General features: G+C 72.2%; 17 protein-coding genes. 2 read left to right on the top strand and 15 right to left on the bottom strand.

Annotated features, from left to right (window positions below):
* Window positions 1-55: 55 nt before the first annotated feature.
* The 11 genes from era to ACQP03_RS27210 all read right to left on the bottom strand — a co-directional run bounded on the left by era (window position 56) and on the right by ACQP03_RS27210 (window position 8278).
* Window positions 56-952: a GTPase Era gene (gene era / locus ACQP03_RS27160; protein WP_396833302.1), complete on the bottom strand. Its 897-nt coding sequence runs from the start codon at window positions 950-952 to the stop codon at window positions 56-58.
* A 5-nt stretch (window positions 953-957) separates the two neighbouring features.
* Entirely contained in the window at window positions 958-1344 is a 387-nt protein-coding gene (locus ACQP03_RS27165; protein WP_357175640.1) for a cytidine deaminase, read from the bottom strand.
* A complete protein-coding gene (locus ACQP03_RS27170) occupies window positions 1337-2761 on the bottom strand; it encodes a hemolysin family protein (RefSeq protein ID WP_357133373.1) in 1425 nt (474 codons plus the stop codon). The genes ACQP03_RS27165 and ACQP03_RS27170 overlap by 8 nt, the downstream gene beginning before the upstream one ends.
* The gene (gene ybeY, locus ACQP03_RS27175) at window positions 2737-3210 is read right to left on the bottom strand and encodes an rRNA maturation RNase YbeY (RefSeq protein WP_357133243.1); all 474 of its coding nucleotides are present in this window, start codon (window positions 3208-3210) and stop codon (window positions 2737-2739) included. The genes ACQP03_RS27170 and ybeY overlap by 25 nt, the downstream gene beginning before the upstream one ends.
* A gap of 15 nt (window positions 3211-3225) precedes the next feature.
* Window positions 3226-4284 carry a PhoH family protein gene (locus tag ACQP03_RS27180; protein ID WP_355053214.1) on the bottom strand — a complete coding sequence of 353 codons (1059 nt, stop codon included), beginning with the start codon at window positions 4282-4284 and terminating at the stop codon, window positions 3226-3228.
* A 159-nt stretch (window positions 4285-4443) separates the two neighbouring features.
* Window positions 4444-4752 carry a winged helix-turn-helix transcriptional regulator gene (locus tag ACQP03_RS27185; RefSeq protein ID WP_357133241.1) on the bottom strand — a complete coding sequence of 103 codons (309 nt, stop codon included), beginning with the start codon at window positions 4750-4752 and terminating at the stop codon, window positions 4444-4446.
* A gap of 123 nt (window positions 4753-4875) precedes the next feature.
* On the bottom strand, window positions 4876-5721 hold the full coding sequence (locus ACQP03_RS27190) for a PhzF family phenazine biosynthesis protein (RefSeq protein WP_433458959.1): 846 nt from the start codon (window positions 5719-5721) through the stop codon (window positions 4876-4878).
* A gap of 37 nt (window positions 5722-5758) precedes the next feature.
* Complete coding sequence (locus ACQP03_RS27195; RefSeq protein WP_357398845.1) at window positions 5759-6436, bottom strand: HAD-IA family hydrolase; 678 nt, start codon at window positions 6434-6436, stop codon at window positions 5759-5761.
* Window positions 6436-7440 (bottom strand): NAD(P)H-dependent flavin oxidoreductase, encoded by a 1005-nt coding sequence (locus tag ACQP03_RS27200; RefSeq protein WP_357175645.1) that lies wholly within the window; start codon window positions 7438-7440, stop codon window positions 6436-6438. The genes ACQP03_RS27195 and ACQP03_RS27200 overlap by 1 nt, the downstream gene beginning before the upstream one ends.
* Before the next feature lie 89 nt (window positions 7441-7529).
* Window positions 7530-7886: a VOC family protein gene (locus tag ACQP03_RS27205; protein WP_357133235.1), complete on the bottom strand. Its 357-nt coding sequence runs from the start codon at window positions 7884-7886 to the stop codon at window positions 7530-7532.
* 32 nt (window positions 7887-7918) lie between these two features.
* Window positions 7919-8278 carry a histidine triad nucleotide-binding protein gene (locus ACQP03_RS27210; protein ID WP_357133233.1) on the bottom strand — a complete coding sequence of 120 codons (360 nt, stop codon included), beginning with the start codon at window positions 8276-8278 and terminating at the stop codon, window positions 7919-7921.
* A gap of 93 nt (window positions 8279-8371) precedes the next feature.
* Here ACQP03_RS27210 and ACQP03_RS27215 point away from each other — a divergent pair, with 93 nt between their 5' ends.
* Window positions 8372-9133, top strand: a complete 762-nt coding sequence (locus tag ACQP03_RS27215) for an SDR family NAD(P)-dependent oxidoreductase (RefSeq protein WP_357175648.1) — start codon at window positions 8372-8374, stop codon at window positions 9131-9133.
* Window positions 9134-9536: 403 nt separating this feature from the next.
* Here the strand turns inward: ACQP03_RS27215 and ACQP03_RS27220 are convergent, their stop codons facing one another.
* The 3 genes from ACQP03_RS27220 to hrcA form a co-directional block, all read right to left on the bottom strand.
* Window positions 9537-10271, bottom strand: coding sequence for a 16S rRNA (uracil(1498)-N(3))-methyltransferase (locus ACQP03_RS27220; protein ID WP_357133229.1), 735 nt, complete (start codon window positions 10269-10271; stop codon window positions 9537-9539).
* 1 nt (window position 10272) lies between these two features.
* Window positions 10273-11421: a molecular chaperone DnaJ gene (gene dnaJ, locus ACQP03_RS27225; protein WP_355053230.1), complete on the bottom strand. Its 1149-nt coding sequence runs from the start codon at window positions 11419-11421 to the stop codon at window positions 10273-10275.
* A gap of 73 nt (window positions 11422-11494) precedes the next feature.
* A complete protein-coding gene (gene hrcA, locus ACQP03_RS27230) occupies window positions 11495-12517 on the bottom strand; it encodes a heat-inducible transcriptional repressor HrcA (RefSeq protein WP_355053206.1) in 1023 nt (340 codons plus the stop codon).
* A gap of 211 nt (window positions 12518-12728) precedes the next feature.
* On the opposite strand from hrcA, the gene ACQP03_RS27235 reads away from it, so the two are divergent.
* Entirely contained in the window at window positions 12729-13370 is a 642-nt protein-coding gene (locus tag ACQP03_RS27235) for a DUF4870 domain-containing protein (protein WP_433458963.1), read from the top strand.
* A gap of 62 nt (window positions 13371-13432) precedes the next feature.
* Here the strand turns inward: ACQP03_RS27235 and hemW are convergent, their stop codons facing one another.
* A complete protein-coding gene (gene hemW, locus ACQP03_RS27240; protein WP_357133368.1) occupies window positions 13433-14656 on the bottom strand; it encodes a radical SAM family heme chaperone HemW in 1224 nt (407 codons plus the stop codon).
* Window positions 14657-14668 lie beyond the last annotated feature (12 nt).

Genomic DNA, 14668 nt, shown 5'->3' on the forward strand with positions numbered 1-14668 from the left:
GGCGCGGGGGTTGCCCTCTCCCCTACCCGGCCCGACCCACGAGCCAAACGACGCCTCAGAAACCCAGCTTGCGCAACTGCCGTGGGTCGCGCTGCCAGTCCTTCGCGACCCGGACGTGCAGGTCGAGGTAGACCCGCGAGCCGAGCAGCTCCTCGATCTGCCGACGGGCGGTGGTGCCGACCTCCTTGAGCCGGCTGGCCCGGTGGCCGAGCACGATCGCCTTCTGGCTGGGACGCTCCACGTACACGTCGGCGTAGATCTTCATGAGCTGGCCCTCGGGGATCATCTCCTCCACCACCACGGCGATGGAGTGCGGCAGCTCGTCGCGGACCCCCTCCAGGGCCGCCTCCCGGATCAGCTCCGCGACCAGCACCTGCTCCGGGTCGTCGGTCAGCATGTCGTCGGGGTAGAGCTGCGGCGACGGCGGCAGGTACTTCGTCATCACGTCGACGAGGGTGCCCACCTGGTGCCCGGAGACCGCGCTCACCGGCACGATCTCGGCGAACTCCCCCAGCTCGCTGACCGCGAGCAACTGCTCGGCCAACCGACGCTTGTCCACCAGGTCGGTCTTGGTGACAACCGCCAGCACGGTCGCCTTCAGCTCGGCCAGCTCGCCCGTGATGAACCGGTCACCGCGCCCGACCGGCTCGTCCGCCGGGATGCACAGGCCGATGACGTCCACCTCGGTCCAGGTGGAGCGGACCAGGTCGTTGAGGCGCTCGCCGAGCAGCGTACGAGGTCGGTGCAGGCCGGGCGTGTCCACCAGGACCAGCTGCGACTCCGGGCGGTGCAGCACCGCCCGGATGACGTGCCGGGTGGTCTGCGGCTTGTTCGACGTGATCGCGATCTTGGTGCCGACGATCGCGTTGGTCAGGGTGGACTTCCCCGCGTTGGGACGGCCGACGAAACAGCCGAACCCGGCCCGGTACGGGCGGGCCTCCGGGTCGCGCACCGGGCTCACTCGGTCACCGTGCCGAGGACCGTGCCGTCCGGGGCGGCGACGTGGATCGGCGCGTCCGGGGCGAGGTCACGCACCACCGCGTGCCCCGCGCCGTCCAGCGTCGACGCCTCGGTCACCACCGCCGCCGCCTCCAGCCGACTCGCCCCGGCGGCGACCGCCGAGGCGACCGCCAACTGCAGCGCGGTGAGGGTCAGCGAGGGCAGCGCCACGCTCGCCGCCGCGTACGTCCGACCGTCCTGATCCCGGACCGCGGCGCCCTCCACGGCACCGACCCGCGCACGGGCGCCCCGGGCCAGGACGACGAGCTTGCCGTCCTCGGCGCTCAGCGGCGCCGGTGCGCCAGGGGTGGGCCGGGCGGTGGGCGCGGCGGGTGTCTCAGGCATCGGCGGCTTGCCTCTCGTCGTCTCGGTAGTGGTTCGGGTCGCTGCCGGGGCCGGCGTGCTCGCCGCGCCCGGTGGCGTCCTGCGTGTCGCCCGACTCCACCCTGCTCACCAGGACGGTGTCGATCCGGTTGCGCCGACCGGTGGTGCCCTCGGCGACCAGCCGGAGACCGGCCACCTCGACCTCCGCTCCGGGGATCGGCACCCGCCCCAGCGACTGGGCGAGCAGGCCACCGACCGTCTCCACCTCGTCGGTGGGCAGGTCGGTGTCGAACAGCTCGCCCAGGTTCTCCACCGGCAGGCGGGCCGTGACCCGCACCGAGGAGTCCGCGAGGCGCTCGACCGGCGGGCGTTCGACATCGTACTCGTCGGTGATCTCACCGACGATTTCCTCCAGGATGTCCTCGATGGTGACGAGGCCACCGGTGCCGCCGTACTCGTCGACCACGATGACCAGGTGGTTGCGTGCCGCCTGCATCTCCGACAGCAGGTCGTCGACCGGCTTGGACTCCGGCACGAAGGTCGCCGGGCGCATCAGCTCGGCCACCGGCACCTGCTCGGCGCCCGGGTCGCCGCCGCGCGACCGGCGGATCAGGTCCTTGAGGTAGAGCACCCCGAGTACGTCGTCGACGCTCTCGCCGATGACCGGGATGCGGGAGAAACCCGAGCGCAGAAAGAGCACCAGCGCCTGGGCCAGGGTCTTGCCCTCCTCGATCCACACCATCTCGGTGCGCGGCACCATCACCTCGCGGGCGATGGTGTCGCCGAGCGCGAAGACCGAGTGGATCATCTGGCGCTCGCCGTGCTCCACGACGCCACGCTGCTCGGCCAGGTCGACCAGCTCACGCAGCTCCACCTGGCTGGCGAACGGCCCCTCCCGGAAGCCGCGGCCCGGGGTGACCGCGTTGCCGATCAGGATGAGCAGCGACGCGAGCGGGTTGAGCGCGCGACCCAGCCAGCGGACCAGCGGCGCGACCGCCCGGCCCACGGCGTACGCGTGCTGCCGGCCGATGGTGCGCGGGGCGACACCGACCACCACGAAGCTGACCACTGTCATCGCGCCCGCGGTGACCAGCGCTGCCCGCCAACCCGCGCCGAAGCTGTCCACCGCGACCAGCGCCACCAGCGTGGTGGCGGTCAGCTCGGCGAGCAGCCGCAACAGCAGCAGCAGGTTGAGGTGCCGGACGACGTCCCCGGCCACGACCTGGAGGGTACGGGCACCGCGCACGCCGTCCCGGGCCAGTTCGGCGGCCCGGGCCGGCGAGACCGCGGCGAGCGCCGCCTCGGTCATCGCGATCACGCCGGCCAGCACCACCAGGCCGGCCGCGAAGACGATCAGTTGCAGGTCGGGAAGGCCGGCCGTGGGGCCGACCGCGAGTAACACAGGAGTGGACATCACGGGGTGCGGGTCGACCGCCAGCTCGCCAGCAGTCGGGCCTGGAGGCCGAACATCTCCCGTTCCTCCTCCGGCTCCGCGTGGTCGTACCCGAGCAGGTGCAGCACGCCGTGCACGGTGAGCAGGTGCAGCTCGTCGGCCGGGGCGTGCCCGGCGGCCGCGGCCTGCTTGGCCGCCACCTCGGGGCAGAGCACAATGTCGCCGAGCAGGGCCGGTTCGCCGCCGGCCGGTGCGGTCTCGCCCGGACCGTGGTCGACGCTTCCCTCGTCCATCGGGAAGGCGAGCACGTCGGTGGGGCCGTCCCCGCCCATCCAGCGGTGGTTCAGCTCGGTCATGTAGTCGATGTCGACCAGCAGCACGGACAGCTCGGCGAGGGGGTTTACCCCCATCTCGTCGAGGGCGTGCCGGGCGACGGCGAGCACGGCGTCGGTGTCGACGTCGACACCGGACTCGTTGGCGATCTCGATGGACAACTGCTTTCCTCTGCTTTAGCGGCGGCGGCCGGCCCGGCCGCCCTGGGCGGGTCGCCCGGGTACGGCATGGACGCCCTGCGCCTGCTGGTTCTCCCGCTCGGCGTCCCAGCGGGCGTACGCGTCGACGATCTCCCCGACCAGCCGGTGACGCACCACGTCGGAGCTGGACAACTGGGCGAAGTGCACGTCGTCGACGTTTCCCAGGATCTCCCGGACGACGCGCAGCCCGCTGCTCGTCCCGCCGGGAAGGTCCACCTGGGTGATGTCACCCGTCACGACAATCTTGGAGTTGAAGCCGAGCCGGGTGAGGAACATCTTCATCTGCTCGGGCGTGGTGTTCTGCGCCTCGTCCAGGATGATGAACGCGTCATTGAGGGTCCTACCGCGCATGTACGCCAGCGGGGCGACCTCGATCGTGCCGGCGGCCATCAGCTTCGGGATCGACTCCGGGTCGATCATGTCGTGCAGCGCGTCGTAGAGCGGGCGCAGGTACGGGTCGATCTTCTCGTTGAGCGTGCCAGGCAGGAAGCCCAGCCGCTCGCCGGCCTCGACCGCCGGCCGGGTCAGGATGATCCGGTTGACCTGCTTCGCCTGCAACGCCTGGACGGCCTTCGCCATGGCCAGGTACGTCTTGCCGGTACCGGCCGGGCCGATGCCGAAGACGATGGTGTGCGAGTCGATCGCGTCGACGTACCGCTTCTGCCCGAGCGTCTTCGGGCGGATGGTGCGCCCGCGGCGGGAGAGAATGTCGAGGGTCAGGACCTCGGCGGGCCGCTCGGCGCTGCCCTGCTCGAGCATGCCGACGGTACGCCGGACGGCGTCAGTGGTCAGGGTCTCGCCTTTCTCGATGAGTTCGAGCAGCTCACTGAAGACCCGCTCGGCGAGGGCGTTGTCGGCGGGAGCGCCGGTGATGGTGATCTCGTTGCCGCGGACGTGCACGTCACTGGCGACCGAGCGTTCGACGAGGCGCAGGATCTCGTCACCCGCGCCCAGCAGATTGACCATGATCTTGGGGTCGGGCACGGTGATCCTGGTCTGCACCCGGGGCGGGCCGGGAGGTGGGGTGCCAGTCATAGGTTGGGCCGAGGGGCCCTGCGCACCTGCTCTCAATCTCGGCGCCGGCCCAGCTGGCACGGCGTGCGGACGTTACACCCATCGTATCGGTTCAACGCGGGCCGCATCGCGCCCATTTCCGCTGGCCGCGATCAACTCGCGACCTGCGGTGGAGAAGCGTCAGGGGCGGTGATTCAGGGGTTCATCTTCCGCGTCCTCGCCCCGGGCCGAGGCCCACGCGTGGGACCAGCGCACGAGCGGGCGCAATGCCTGGTAGGCGCCGCGCCCCAGCTCCGTGAGCGTGTAGGCGGTGTCCGGCTGCTGGGCGACGAGGTGGGCGTCAAGTAGTTCGGTGAGCCGTTGCCGCAGGACGCTGGAGGACATGTTGTCGCAGCGCTGCTGCAGCGCGCGGAAACCGAGCGGCCCGTGCTGCAACTCCCAGACGATGCGCAGGTTCCAGCGGCGGCCAAACAGGTCGAGGGCGGCCATGAGGGGTCGTCCGGTACTCGATCCGCGTACCGGCTGGCCTGGCCTGGGTACCGTCATCGCCGTTGCGCCCCTCTTGATGCTCGATGTCCGATACAGCAGTGTCCAGTGCGTTGATTCGTCGCCTCAGTCTCCGTCGCGGACGACCGCCAACCCGCCGACCCGGGTCGTGATGCCCGCCGGCCCACGTCGGGCCGAAGCGAGCACGCTGGCGGGTCGACCGAGGGTGTCACCCTGCTCCACCTCGATCGCGACGGTCTGCGCCCCGGTCGAGTCGAGCAGGTGGGCGGCGAGGCAGCCGGTGCTGTTGGCGTTGGCGACGTCCTCGTCGACGCCGATGGCCGGCGCGAACATCCGCGCCGCACCCGGTCGGTCGCCCAGCGGCGGCACGTACACGAAACAGCCGAGGAGCCCGTACCGCCGACACGCCGCAGCCAGCCTGCCGGGGTGTGGGCAGACTCGGACCAGCGCCGACCGGTCGCGGACCGGTACCAGCATGCGCGGTGCGCCGGGCGCAGCGATCCGTGGCCCGTCCTGAGGATGCGGATCGTCCGCCCTGAGCCCGAGCGCGTCGACGATCGCGGCCCACTCGTTCGGCGCCGGGTGACGCAGTGCGACGAGTCCCTGGTCGAACCACACCTCGATGCCGCCGGGGCGGCGGATCGCGACGGTGTCGAAGGTGCGCCCGCCGGTGTGTTGGCGATCCTTGAGCTCAGCGCGCCCGGTACGCATCAACCGGACGGCCTGCGCGGCAACGGTGCCGTGGCCGCAGCCGGACAGCTCGCCGGTGGCGGTGAAGAAGCGGACCGGCCAGCCGCCGTCCCGCGTCCGACCCGGGCCGACGAACGCCGCGTGCGAGGTGCCGGCCGCGGCAGCCACCGCACACCGGTCGGGGTCCGTCGCCGCCGGGTCGTCGTCGGTGACGGCAGTGGGGCTGCCACCCCGACCGTCGCGCCGCACGCACGCACGCACGCATCGACAACCGTAATCTCCGGCCAGACTACGTCGTTCACCGGTGCGCCCTGTCCAGCCAGTCGGTGATGAGGGGGATGGTGTCGCCGAGGGTGTCGACGCGGTGGTGTGCGCCGACGAGTTCGTCGTCGGGATGGGTGGTGCGTACGGCGATCACTGTCATGCCTGCGGCTCGGGCTGCTTCGATGCCTGCGGGGGCGTCCTCGATCACCAAGCAGTCGGACGCCGGGAGGTCGAGTAACTGCGCGGCTTGCAGGTAGCCCTCGGGATCGGGTTTGCCCAGCCGGACGTGGCCGCTGTCGACCAGCACGGGAGGATCGGGTAAACCGCCTGCGAGCAGACGGTGCAGCACCGTCGGAGCTCGGCCGGAGGTGACGACGCCCCACCGCCGGCCGGTCAGCAGACGCAACACCTCGGCGGCATCGGGATACACGGGAAAAGCGTCACCCTCATCGGCCATGAGCTCGCGGACCAGCAGGTATTCGGCTTCCGCATCGAGCTGTGGCGCTACGACCGCGATGGTGTCGACGGGCCGGCGACCATGGGTGTGTGACCAGACCAGGTCAGGGTCGAGGTTGCGTTGCGTCGCCCATTGGCTCCAGATCCGGCGGTAGGCAGGGTACGAATCGATGAGCACACCGTCGACGTCGAACAACACTGCCTTGTCAGCAGCGCCCGCGCCGATGTCGTGCAGGCGATGTGACCCTTGATCCATCACGCAGCCAGGTCGTGCAGGGCGCCGACCGTGGTGGCCGCCTGTACGGCCATGTCGTGGATCAGCCGGGCGGCGGGGAGGACCTCGTGCACAAGGTGCACCGACTGACCCGCGTACAGCGCCATGTCTTCCAGGTCCCCGGTCATGTCGGGCAGCGGTATCAGATCCCCGTACCGATAGTGGTCCTCGTCGGCCGCGTCCACCGCCACGACATCGCCCTCGCCGGGCCGATGCGGTGCCTGCGGCGAGCCGGCGGCCTCCCACCGTCGGAGGGTCCCGTTGCGCAACGCCCGGTGCGGCGCGTGCGGCCAGCCGCCGTCGAAGCACCGGGTGTACACGGCGTCCACGCCGGCGGCGGTGATCAGATGCCGCCGATACACCTCATGCGTGGCAGCCTCGGCGGCAGCCAGGAAACGGGTGCCCAGCATGACGCCCTGGGCGCCGAGCGCCAGCGCCGCCGCGACCCCCCGGCCGTCCGCGATCCCACCCGCGGCAACCACGGGTACGGGGCCGACCGCGTCGACGACGGCGGGCACCAGGGCCATCGTGGACGTGCTGCCGCGGACATGACCGCCGGCCTCCCAGCCCTGTGCCACGACGACGTCCACGCCGTCGGCGACCGCGTGGACCGCTTCGGCGACCTCGCCGACCGTGTGCAGATGCAGCGCGGCCGCCTTGCGGATGCGGGCATTCGCCGGCGACGGGTCTCCCCAGAAGGTGGAGATGGTCGGCACTCCCTCTTCCAGGCACACCGTCAGTAGGTCGTCCACCGGAAAATCGAGAACCAGGTTCGCGCCGAACGGCCTCGTGGTGAGTTGGCGAGTTCGCCGGATGGTGCGCCGTGCCTCTTCGGGACTCTGCCAGGTCAAGGCCAACATGCCGAGGCCACCGGCCTCGGATACGGCTGCGGCCAGGTCCGGTCCCGCAGCCGAACCCACCGGCGCCTGGATGATCGGCAGCCCGATGCCCAGCCGTTCGCACAGGGCGGTGCGCAATCCCCTCACGAGCCCCCCCGAGTGCTTCGAAAATCGAATCGGTCGGCTCGGACGTTACTGCTTCGGATACCGAAGCGTCAACAGGGCGTGACGGGCCGTCAGCGGTAGTACTGGACCAGGCAGAATTCGTGGTCCTCCGGGTCGGCCATAACGACAACCACGCCCTCGTCGTAGTCGTGCCGCTCGCCGGTGTACCGACCACCGAGATCGATGACCAGGGCCATGGCCTCGTCGATCCGGTCAACGGAGATGTCGAGGTGAATCCGTACCTTGCCGGTCCTGGCTTCCGACACCGGCTGGAACACCAACCGTGGCTGAGGTTCACCACGTTCACCGAGGTAGACCCAACCCTGCTGCGACGGACCGGGCTCGCGACCGAGCAGACCGCTCCAGAATCGGGCTACCCGCTCGGGGTCGAGGCAATCAATCGTCACACCGGACCAGACGTTGGCCATGCGCCGATCCTGGCAGAGCGTCGGGCCGGCCGTCAGGTCAGGTCTCGGGCGAGCATCGGGCCCAGTGGCGCGCCGCCGAGCAGGTGGGCGTGCACGTGGAACACCTCCTGCCCGCCGTACGCCCCGGTGTTGAACATCAGCCGGAACCCGTCGCCGAGCAGCCCCTCGTCCTCGGCGACCGCGGCAGCCGTGGCCAGCACCGCCCCGGCCAGCGCCGGGTCACCCTCGGCGAGGGTGGCGACGTCGGCGTAGTGCTCCTTCGGAATGACCAGGACGTGCACGGGGGCCTTCGGGCCAATGTCGCGGAAGGCGAGCGTGGTGTCGGTCTCGCGGACGACGGTGGCCGGGATCTCCCCGGCGACGATGCGGCAGAACAGGCAGTCGGATCCCATCGGGGCAGTGTAAGGAAGGGCACCTTGCTAACGCCTGAGGTATAGGAAGGGGCCCTTCCTTACAACTGGGGGTGCTCAGGCAGGATGGCCGGCATGACGGATCGGGCGGTTCTGGTGACGGGGTCCTCGCGCGGCATCGGCCGGGCGGTGGTGGAGGCGTTCGCCGCCAGTGGGGACCGGGTGGCCATCCACCACCGCGACTCCGCCGAGGCGGCCGAGGAACTTCGCGCCGGGCTGCCCGGGTCGGGGCACGTGGTGGTCCGCGCCGACCTCACCGACCCGGCCGCGGTCCGCACCATGGTCGACCGGGCCGCCGATCAGCTCGGTGGCCTGGACGTGCTGGTCAACAACGCCGGCACGTACGGCGACCGGGACGTCCCGCACCCGGTCTTCGGCACCTCGTACGAGGAGTGGCAGGCGCGCTGGCGGCAGGTGCTGGAGACCAACCTGACCGGTGCGGGGAACGTGATCTGGTGCGCCGCCCAGCACCTGCGCCAGCGGGGTGGCCGGATCGTCAACGTGTCCTCCCGGGGCGCGTTCCGGGGCGAGCCGGAGCAGCCGGCGTACGGCGCCAGCAAGGCGGGGCTGAACGCGCTCGGTCAGTCCCTCGCCGTGGCGCTCGCGCCGTACGGCATCACGGTCGCCACGGTGGCGCCGGGTTTCGTGGCGACCGACATGACGACCGAGCACCTGCGCGGCGAGCGGGGCGCGGCGATCCGGGCGCAGAGCCCGTTCGACCGGGTGGCCCGGCCGGAGGAGATCGCGGCAGCGGTGCACTGGCTGGCCTCGCCCGAGGCCGAGTGGGCCTCCGGCACGATCGTCGACCTCAACGGCGCTTCGTACCTACGCAGCTGACCTCGCGATTCACGCTCGGCGCGGCGTTCACCGACCGACCGGCGGTGCGCTGCGCCTCCTGCGGGCGGACGGCGGACAACACTGTGAGCGTGATGCCTGTCAGTCATCTTGATGACTGACAGGCATCACGCTCAATGGAGTGCGCGGCTCCGATCCGCCCGCATCACCGGCCCGCGAGCCGCAGGCACCAGCGGCCGAAGCGAACGCGGGCCCAGGCTGGCGGCCGAAGCCAGCGGCGGCAGGGTGGCGGCCGAAGCCAGCGGCGGCAGGGTGGCGGCCGAAGCCAGCGGCGGCAGGGTGGCGGCCGAAGCCAGCGGCGGCAGGGTGGCGGCCGAAGCCAGCGGCGGCAGGGTGGCGGCCGAAGCCAGCGGCGGCAGGGTGGCGGCGAGTCGGGGGTGGGCGACTACCAGCGGCCGAGGCGGGTGGCGAGCACGCTGAGCGCGGCCACGCCGGCCGTGGAGGTACGCAGCACCTCCGGCCCGAGGCGTACCGGCCGGCCACCGGCCTCACGGAAGGCCGTCAGTTCGGCCCGGTCGATGCCGCCCTCGGGGCCGACCACCAGGACGATCTCCCCGGCCGACGGCAGGTCGACGCCGGTCAGCGGCTCGTCGGCCTCCTCGTGCAGGACGAACCCGGCGGCGGCGCCGGCGATCCGGCGGGCGACCGTGGCGGTGGACTCGTCCGGCGCGCCGGCCACGACGGGCAGCCAGGGCCGGCGGGCCTGTTTCGCCGCCTCGCGGGCGGTGGCCACCCATTTCTCGCGTGCGCGTACGCCCCGGTCGCCGCGCCACTGGGCCACCGAGCGCGACGCCGCCCAGGGCACGATCTCGTCCACCCCGACCTCGGTCATCGCCTGCACGGCCAGCTCGCCCCGGTCACCCTTGGCGATGCCCTGCACGGTGACGATCCGGGGTACGGGCGCGTCCGCGTACCCCCGGGAGGTGACCGCGACCTCCAGGCTGCCCCGGCCGACGGTGGTGACCACGGCGGCGGCCGTGCCGCCCCGACCGTCGGCGAGCAGCAGCTCCTCGCCGACGCGCAGCCGCTGCACGGTTGCGGCGTGGTGCCCCTCCGGGCCGTCCAGGGTCAGCGCGTCACCGGTGGGCAGCGCCTCCACCAGGAACAGCGGCGCCGACACCTCAGGCGTGCCCGTTGAACGCGTCGCGCATCCGGGAGAAGAAGCCGCCCTGCTTGGTCAGCTCGGCGACCTCCTCGCCCCGGGTCTTGGCGAAGTCGCGCAGCATCTTCTCCTGGTCGGGGTCGAGCTTGGTGGGCGTCCGGACGTCCAGGTGCACGTAGAGGTCGCCCCGGCCGGTGCCGCGCAGGTGCGGTACGCCCCGGGCGCGCAGTCGCAGCGTGCTGGCCGGCTGGGTGCCGGCCTTGACGTCGACGGTCTCCTCGCTGTCCAGCGTCTTGATGGTGAGCCGGGTGCCCAGCGCGGCGGCGGTCATCGGCACGGTGACGCGGCAGTGCAGGTCGTCACCCTTGCGGGAGTAGACGTCGTGCGGACGCTCGTGGATCTCCACGTAGAGGTCGCCGGCGGTGCCACCGCCCGGGCCCACCTCACCCTGCTGGGCCAGCCGGATCCGCATGCCGTCCTCGACGCCGGCCGGGATCTTGACGGTGAGCGATCGGCGGGTGCGTACCCGGCCGTCGCCGGCGCAGGTCGGGCAGGGGTGCGGGATGGTGGTGCCGTAGCCCTGGCAGACGGTGCACGGCCGGGCCGAGACCACCTGGCCGAGGAAGGTGCGCTGCACGGACTGCACCTCGCCCCGGCCGGCGCACGCCTCGCAGGTGGCCAGGTGGGTACCGGCCGCGGTGCCGGCGCCCGAGCAGGTGGTGCAGAGCACGGCGGTGTCCACGGTGATCGGGGCCTCCACGCCGAACGCCGTCTCGTGCAGGTCCAGTTCGAGGCGCAGGATCGCGTCCGCGCCCGGACGGGTCCGTGGACGCGGCCCGCGGCCGGCGCCGCCCGCGGCGCCACCGAAGAACGCGTCCATGATGTCCTGGAAACCGACGAACGGGCCGGCTCCCCCCGGACCACCCGGGCCGCCCGCGCCCCCGCCGCCGGGGGCGAGCGGGTCGCCACCCAGGTCGACGATCTGCCGCTTCCGGTCGTCCGAGAGGACCTCGTACGCGGCGTTGATGTCCTTGAACTTCTCCTGGGCCTCCGGGTCCGGATTGACGTCCGGGTGGAACTGGCGTGCCAGCTTGCGGTAGGCACGCTTGATCTCGTCATCGGAGGCTTCCCGGCTGACACCGAGGATGCCGTAGTAGTCCCTGGCCACTGCGTTCCGTGTCCTCATGTTCGTCTCGCGTTGCGCCGACCGGCGGCCGCAGCCGGCCGTCGGCCCTGACTGGTCAGTTCTGGGCCAGCAGCTCGCCCACGTAGCGTGCCACGGCGCGCACCATGGCGATATTGCCGGGGTAGTCCATCCGGGTGGGCCCCAGCACCCCCAGGCCGCCCACGATGGTGGCCCCCGGGCCGTACCCGGTGCTGACCACCGAGGCGGCACGCAGGTTGTCGAACTCGTTCTCGTCGCCGATCAGCACCCGGGTCGTGCTGGGCTCGGTCTCGCCGATGAGCTTGAGGAGCACGACCTCCTCCTCCAACGCCTCCAGGATGGGCCGCAGCGAACCCTGGAAGTCGAGCAGACCACCCCGGGTCAGGTTGGCGGTGCCGGCCAGGGCGATGCGTTCCTCGTGCCGCTCGACGAGCGTCTCCAGCAGGACGGTGGAGAGCGTGGTCATGGCCGGGCGCAGCTGCACCGGCGCCTCTTCCACCAGCGCCTGCACCAGCGGTGGGGTGTCCGACATGCGCTCACCGGCGAGTTTCTCGTTGACCAGGCGACGCAGGTCGGTGACGTCGTCGGCGGGCACCGGTCCGGGCAGCTCCACCAGCCGCTGCTCCACCCGGCCGGTGTCCGCGATCATCACGAGCATCAGCCGGGTGGTGGAGATCGGCACCAGCTCCAGGTGGCGGACCGAGGAGCGGGCGAGGCTCGGGTACTGCACCACGGCCACCTGCCGGGTCAACTGGGCGAGCAGCCGTACGGTGCGGTGGACCACGTCGTCGAGGTCGACGGCCCCGACGAGGAAGCGCTCGATGGCCCGGCGTTCGGCCGGACTGAGCGGCTTGACCCGGGACAGCCGGTCGACGAAGAGCCGGTAGCCACGGTCGGTGGGCACCCGGCCGGCGCTGGTGTGCGGCTGCCGGATGTAGCCCTCCTCCTCCAGCACGGCCATGTCGTTGCGGACCGTCGCCGGGGAGACCCCGAGCTGGTGCCGCTCGACCAGCGCCTTGCTGCCGACCGGCTCCTGGGTCGAGACGTAGTCCTCGACGATGGCGCGGAGCACGGCGAGCTTCCGGTCGTCCAGACCCATCCTCCGCACCTCCTGTCGCACGTCGGCCGCCGGCCCACCCGGGCCGACGGACCGTCCTGGCACTCGACTGTAACGAGTGCCAGTCTACGTCGGCGTGCCCGCCGACGCGATGATCAACGACGGCCCGTGACATCCCGCGGGCCGATCGGCCCGGACGACAGGGCGATGTCGCTCTGGTGCGGCGTTGCTCACGGCACCTACCGTGACAACCATGACTGAACCACCTCGCCCTCCCGGCGCGGGAGACCCCGGCAACTACCCGCCGGAGCCGAATCTCCCCGGCTCGTCCTCGTCGGCCGAGCCGCCCACCGCACCACTGTCCGGGGCGCCCGGCCCGGGCGGCTATCCCCCAGCCGGTGGCTATCCGTCGCCCACCGGTGACCAACCGCCGTCGGGCGGCTACCCTCCGCCGGGCGGCTACCCCCCACCAGGGGGTTACCCCCCGCCGGGTGGCACGACTGGCGGGTATCCGACCGGCGGCGCGTACGGCGGCCCCGGCGGCGGTTACGCCAACAACGAGGACAAGACCTGGGCGCTCGTCGCCCACTTCGGCGGCGCGGCCGGGATGATCATCAGCGCGGGCGTGCTCGGCTGGATCGCCCCGCTGGTGGCGTTGCTGGCCCGGGGCAGCCAGTCCCCGACCGTCCGGGCGCACGCCGTGTCGGCGCTCAACTTCCAGCTCGTCTGGTCGATCGTCGGCCTGGTCGGCTGGGTGCTGTCCTGCATCTTCATCGGCTTCATCGGCGTCGTGGCGGCCGTCGTGCTCGGAGCCGTGTGCGGCATCCTCGCCGGCATCAAGGCCAACGAGGGGCAGCTCTACCGCTACCCGCTCTCCGCCAACCTCATCAAGTGATCCGGGCCGGCCGCTCCCCCGGCCGGTCCGGCACACCGCCGCCGGCCGGGCGGGCGTCCGGCTCAGGGCAGCAGGTCCCGCACGACCGCGTCGGCGAGCAGCCGGCCGCGCAGGGTGAGGACCGCCCGTCCGGCGGCGTACCTCTCGGCGTCCAGCAGACCGTCGGCGAGGGCCCGCGCGGCACCGGCCCGGCCGGCGTCGTCGAGCACCCCCAGCGGCAGTCCGCTGGCGAGCCGCAGCCGGAGCATCACGTCCTCCATGTGCGCCTCGTCCGTGGTCAGCACCTCGCGGGCCAGGCCGGGTGACGCGCCGGCCGCCAGCCGCTGGGCGTACGTGGTGGGGTGCTTCACGTTCCACCAGCGCACCCCGCCGACGTGGCTGTGCGCGCCCGGGCCCAGGCCCCACCAGTCGGCGCCGGTCCAGTAGAGCAGGTTGTGCCGGCACCGGGCCTCGTCGGCGCGCGCCCAGTTGGACACCTCGTACCAGGAGAGGCCGGCCGCGTCGAGGGCGGCCTCCGCGGCCAGGTAGCGGTCCGCCGCCACGTCGTCACTGGGGTACGGCACCTCGCCGCGCTTCATCCGCGCGGCGAGCCGGGTGCCGTCCTCCACGATGAGGGCGTACGCGCTGACGTGGTCGACCCCGGCGTCGACGACCTGCTCCAGCGTGCCGGCGAAGTCCTCGGCCCGTTCCCCCGGCGTGCCGTAGATCAGGTCCAGGTTGACGTGGTCGAACCCGGCCTCGCGCGCCTCGCGGGCGGCGGCGGTGGCCCGGCCGGCGCTGTGTTTACGGTCCAGGATCGCCAGCACACCGGGCGACGCGGACTGCATGCCCAGCGAGATCCGGGTGTAGCCGGCCGTGCGCAGGAGCTTCAGCGACTCCGGTGTGACCGACTCCGGATTCGCCTCGGTGGTCACCTCGGCGTCGGCGGCGAGCCCCCAGGTGCGGTCGATGCCCTCGAGGATGCGGGCCAGGTCGTCGGCGGGGAGCAGGGTGGGCGTGCCGCCACCGACGAAGACGGTGTCGACGCGGGGTGGCGGGTTGTCGCCGAGCACCCGGGCGGCGAGCGCCAGCTCGGCCAGCACGGTGTCGGCGTACGCCTCGCGGCTCGCGCCCCCACCCAGCTCGGCGGCCGTGTACGTGTTGAAGTCGCAGTAGCCGCAGCGACTGGCGCAGAACGGGACGTGGACGTACACGCCGAAGCCGCGCGCGCCGACCGCCGTGGTGGCGGTGGCGGGCAACGATCCGTCGCCGGGGACGGTCTCACCATCTGGAAGGACGCCGGGCATGGCCACTAGTGT

The sequence above is a fragment of the Micromonospora sp. CA-248212 genome (assembly GCF_050948405.1).
Taxonomy (GTDB): Bacteria; Actinomycetota; Actinomycetes; order Mycobacteriales; family Micromonosporaceae; genus Micromonospora.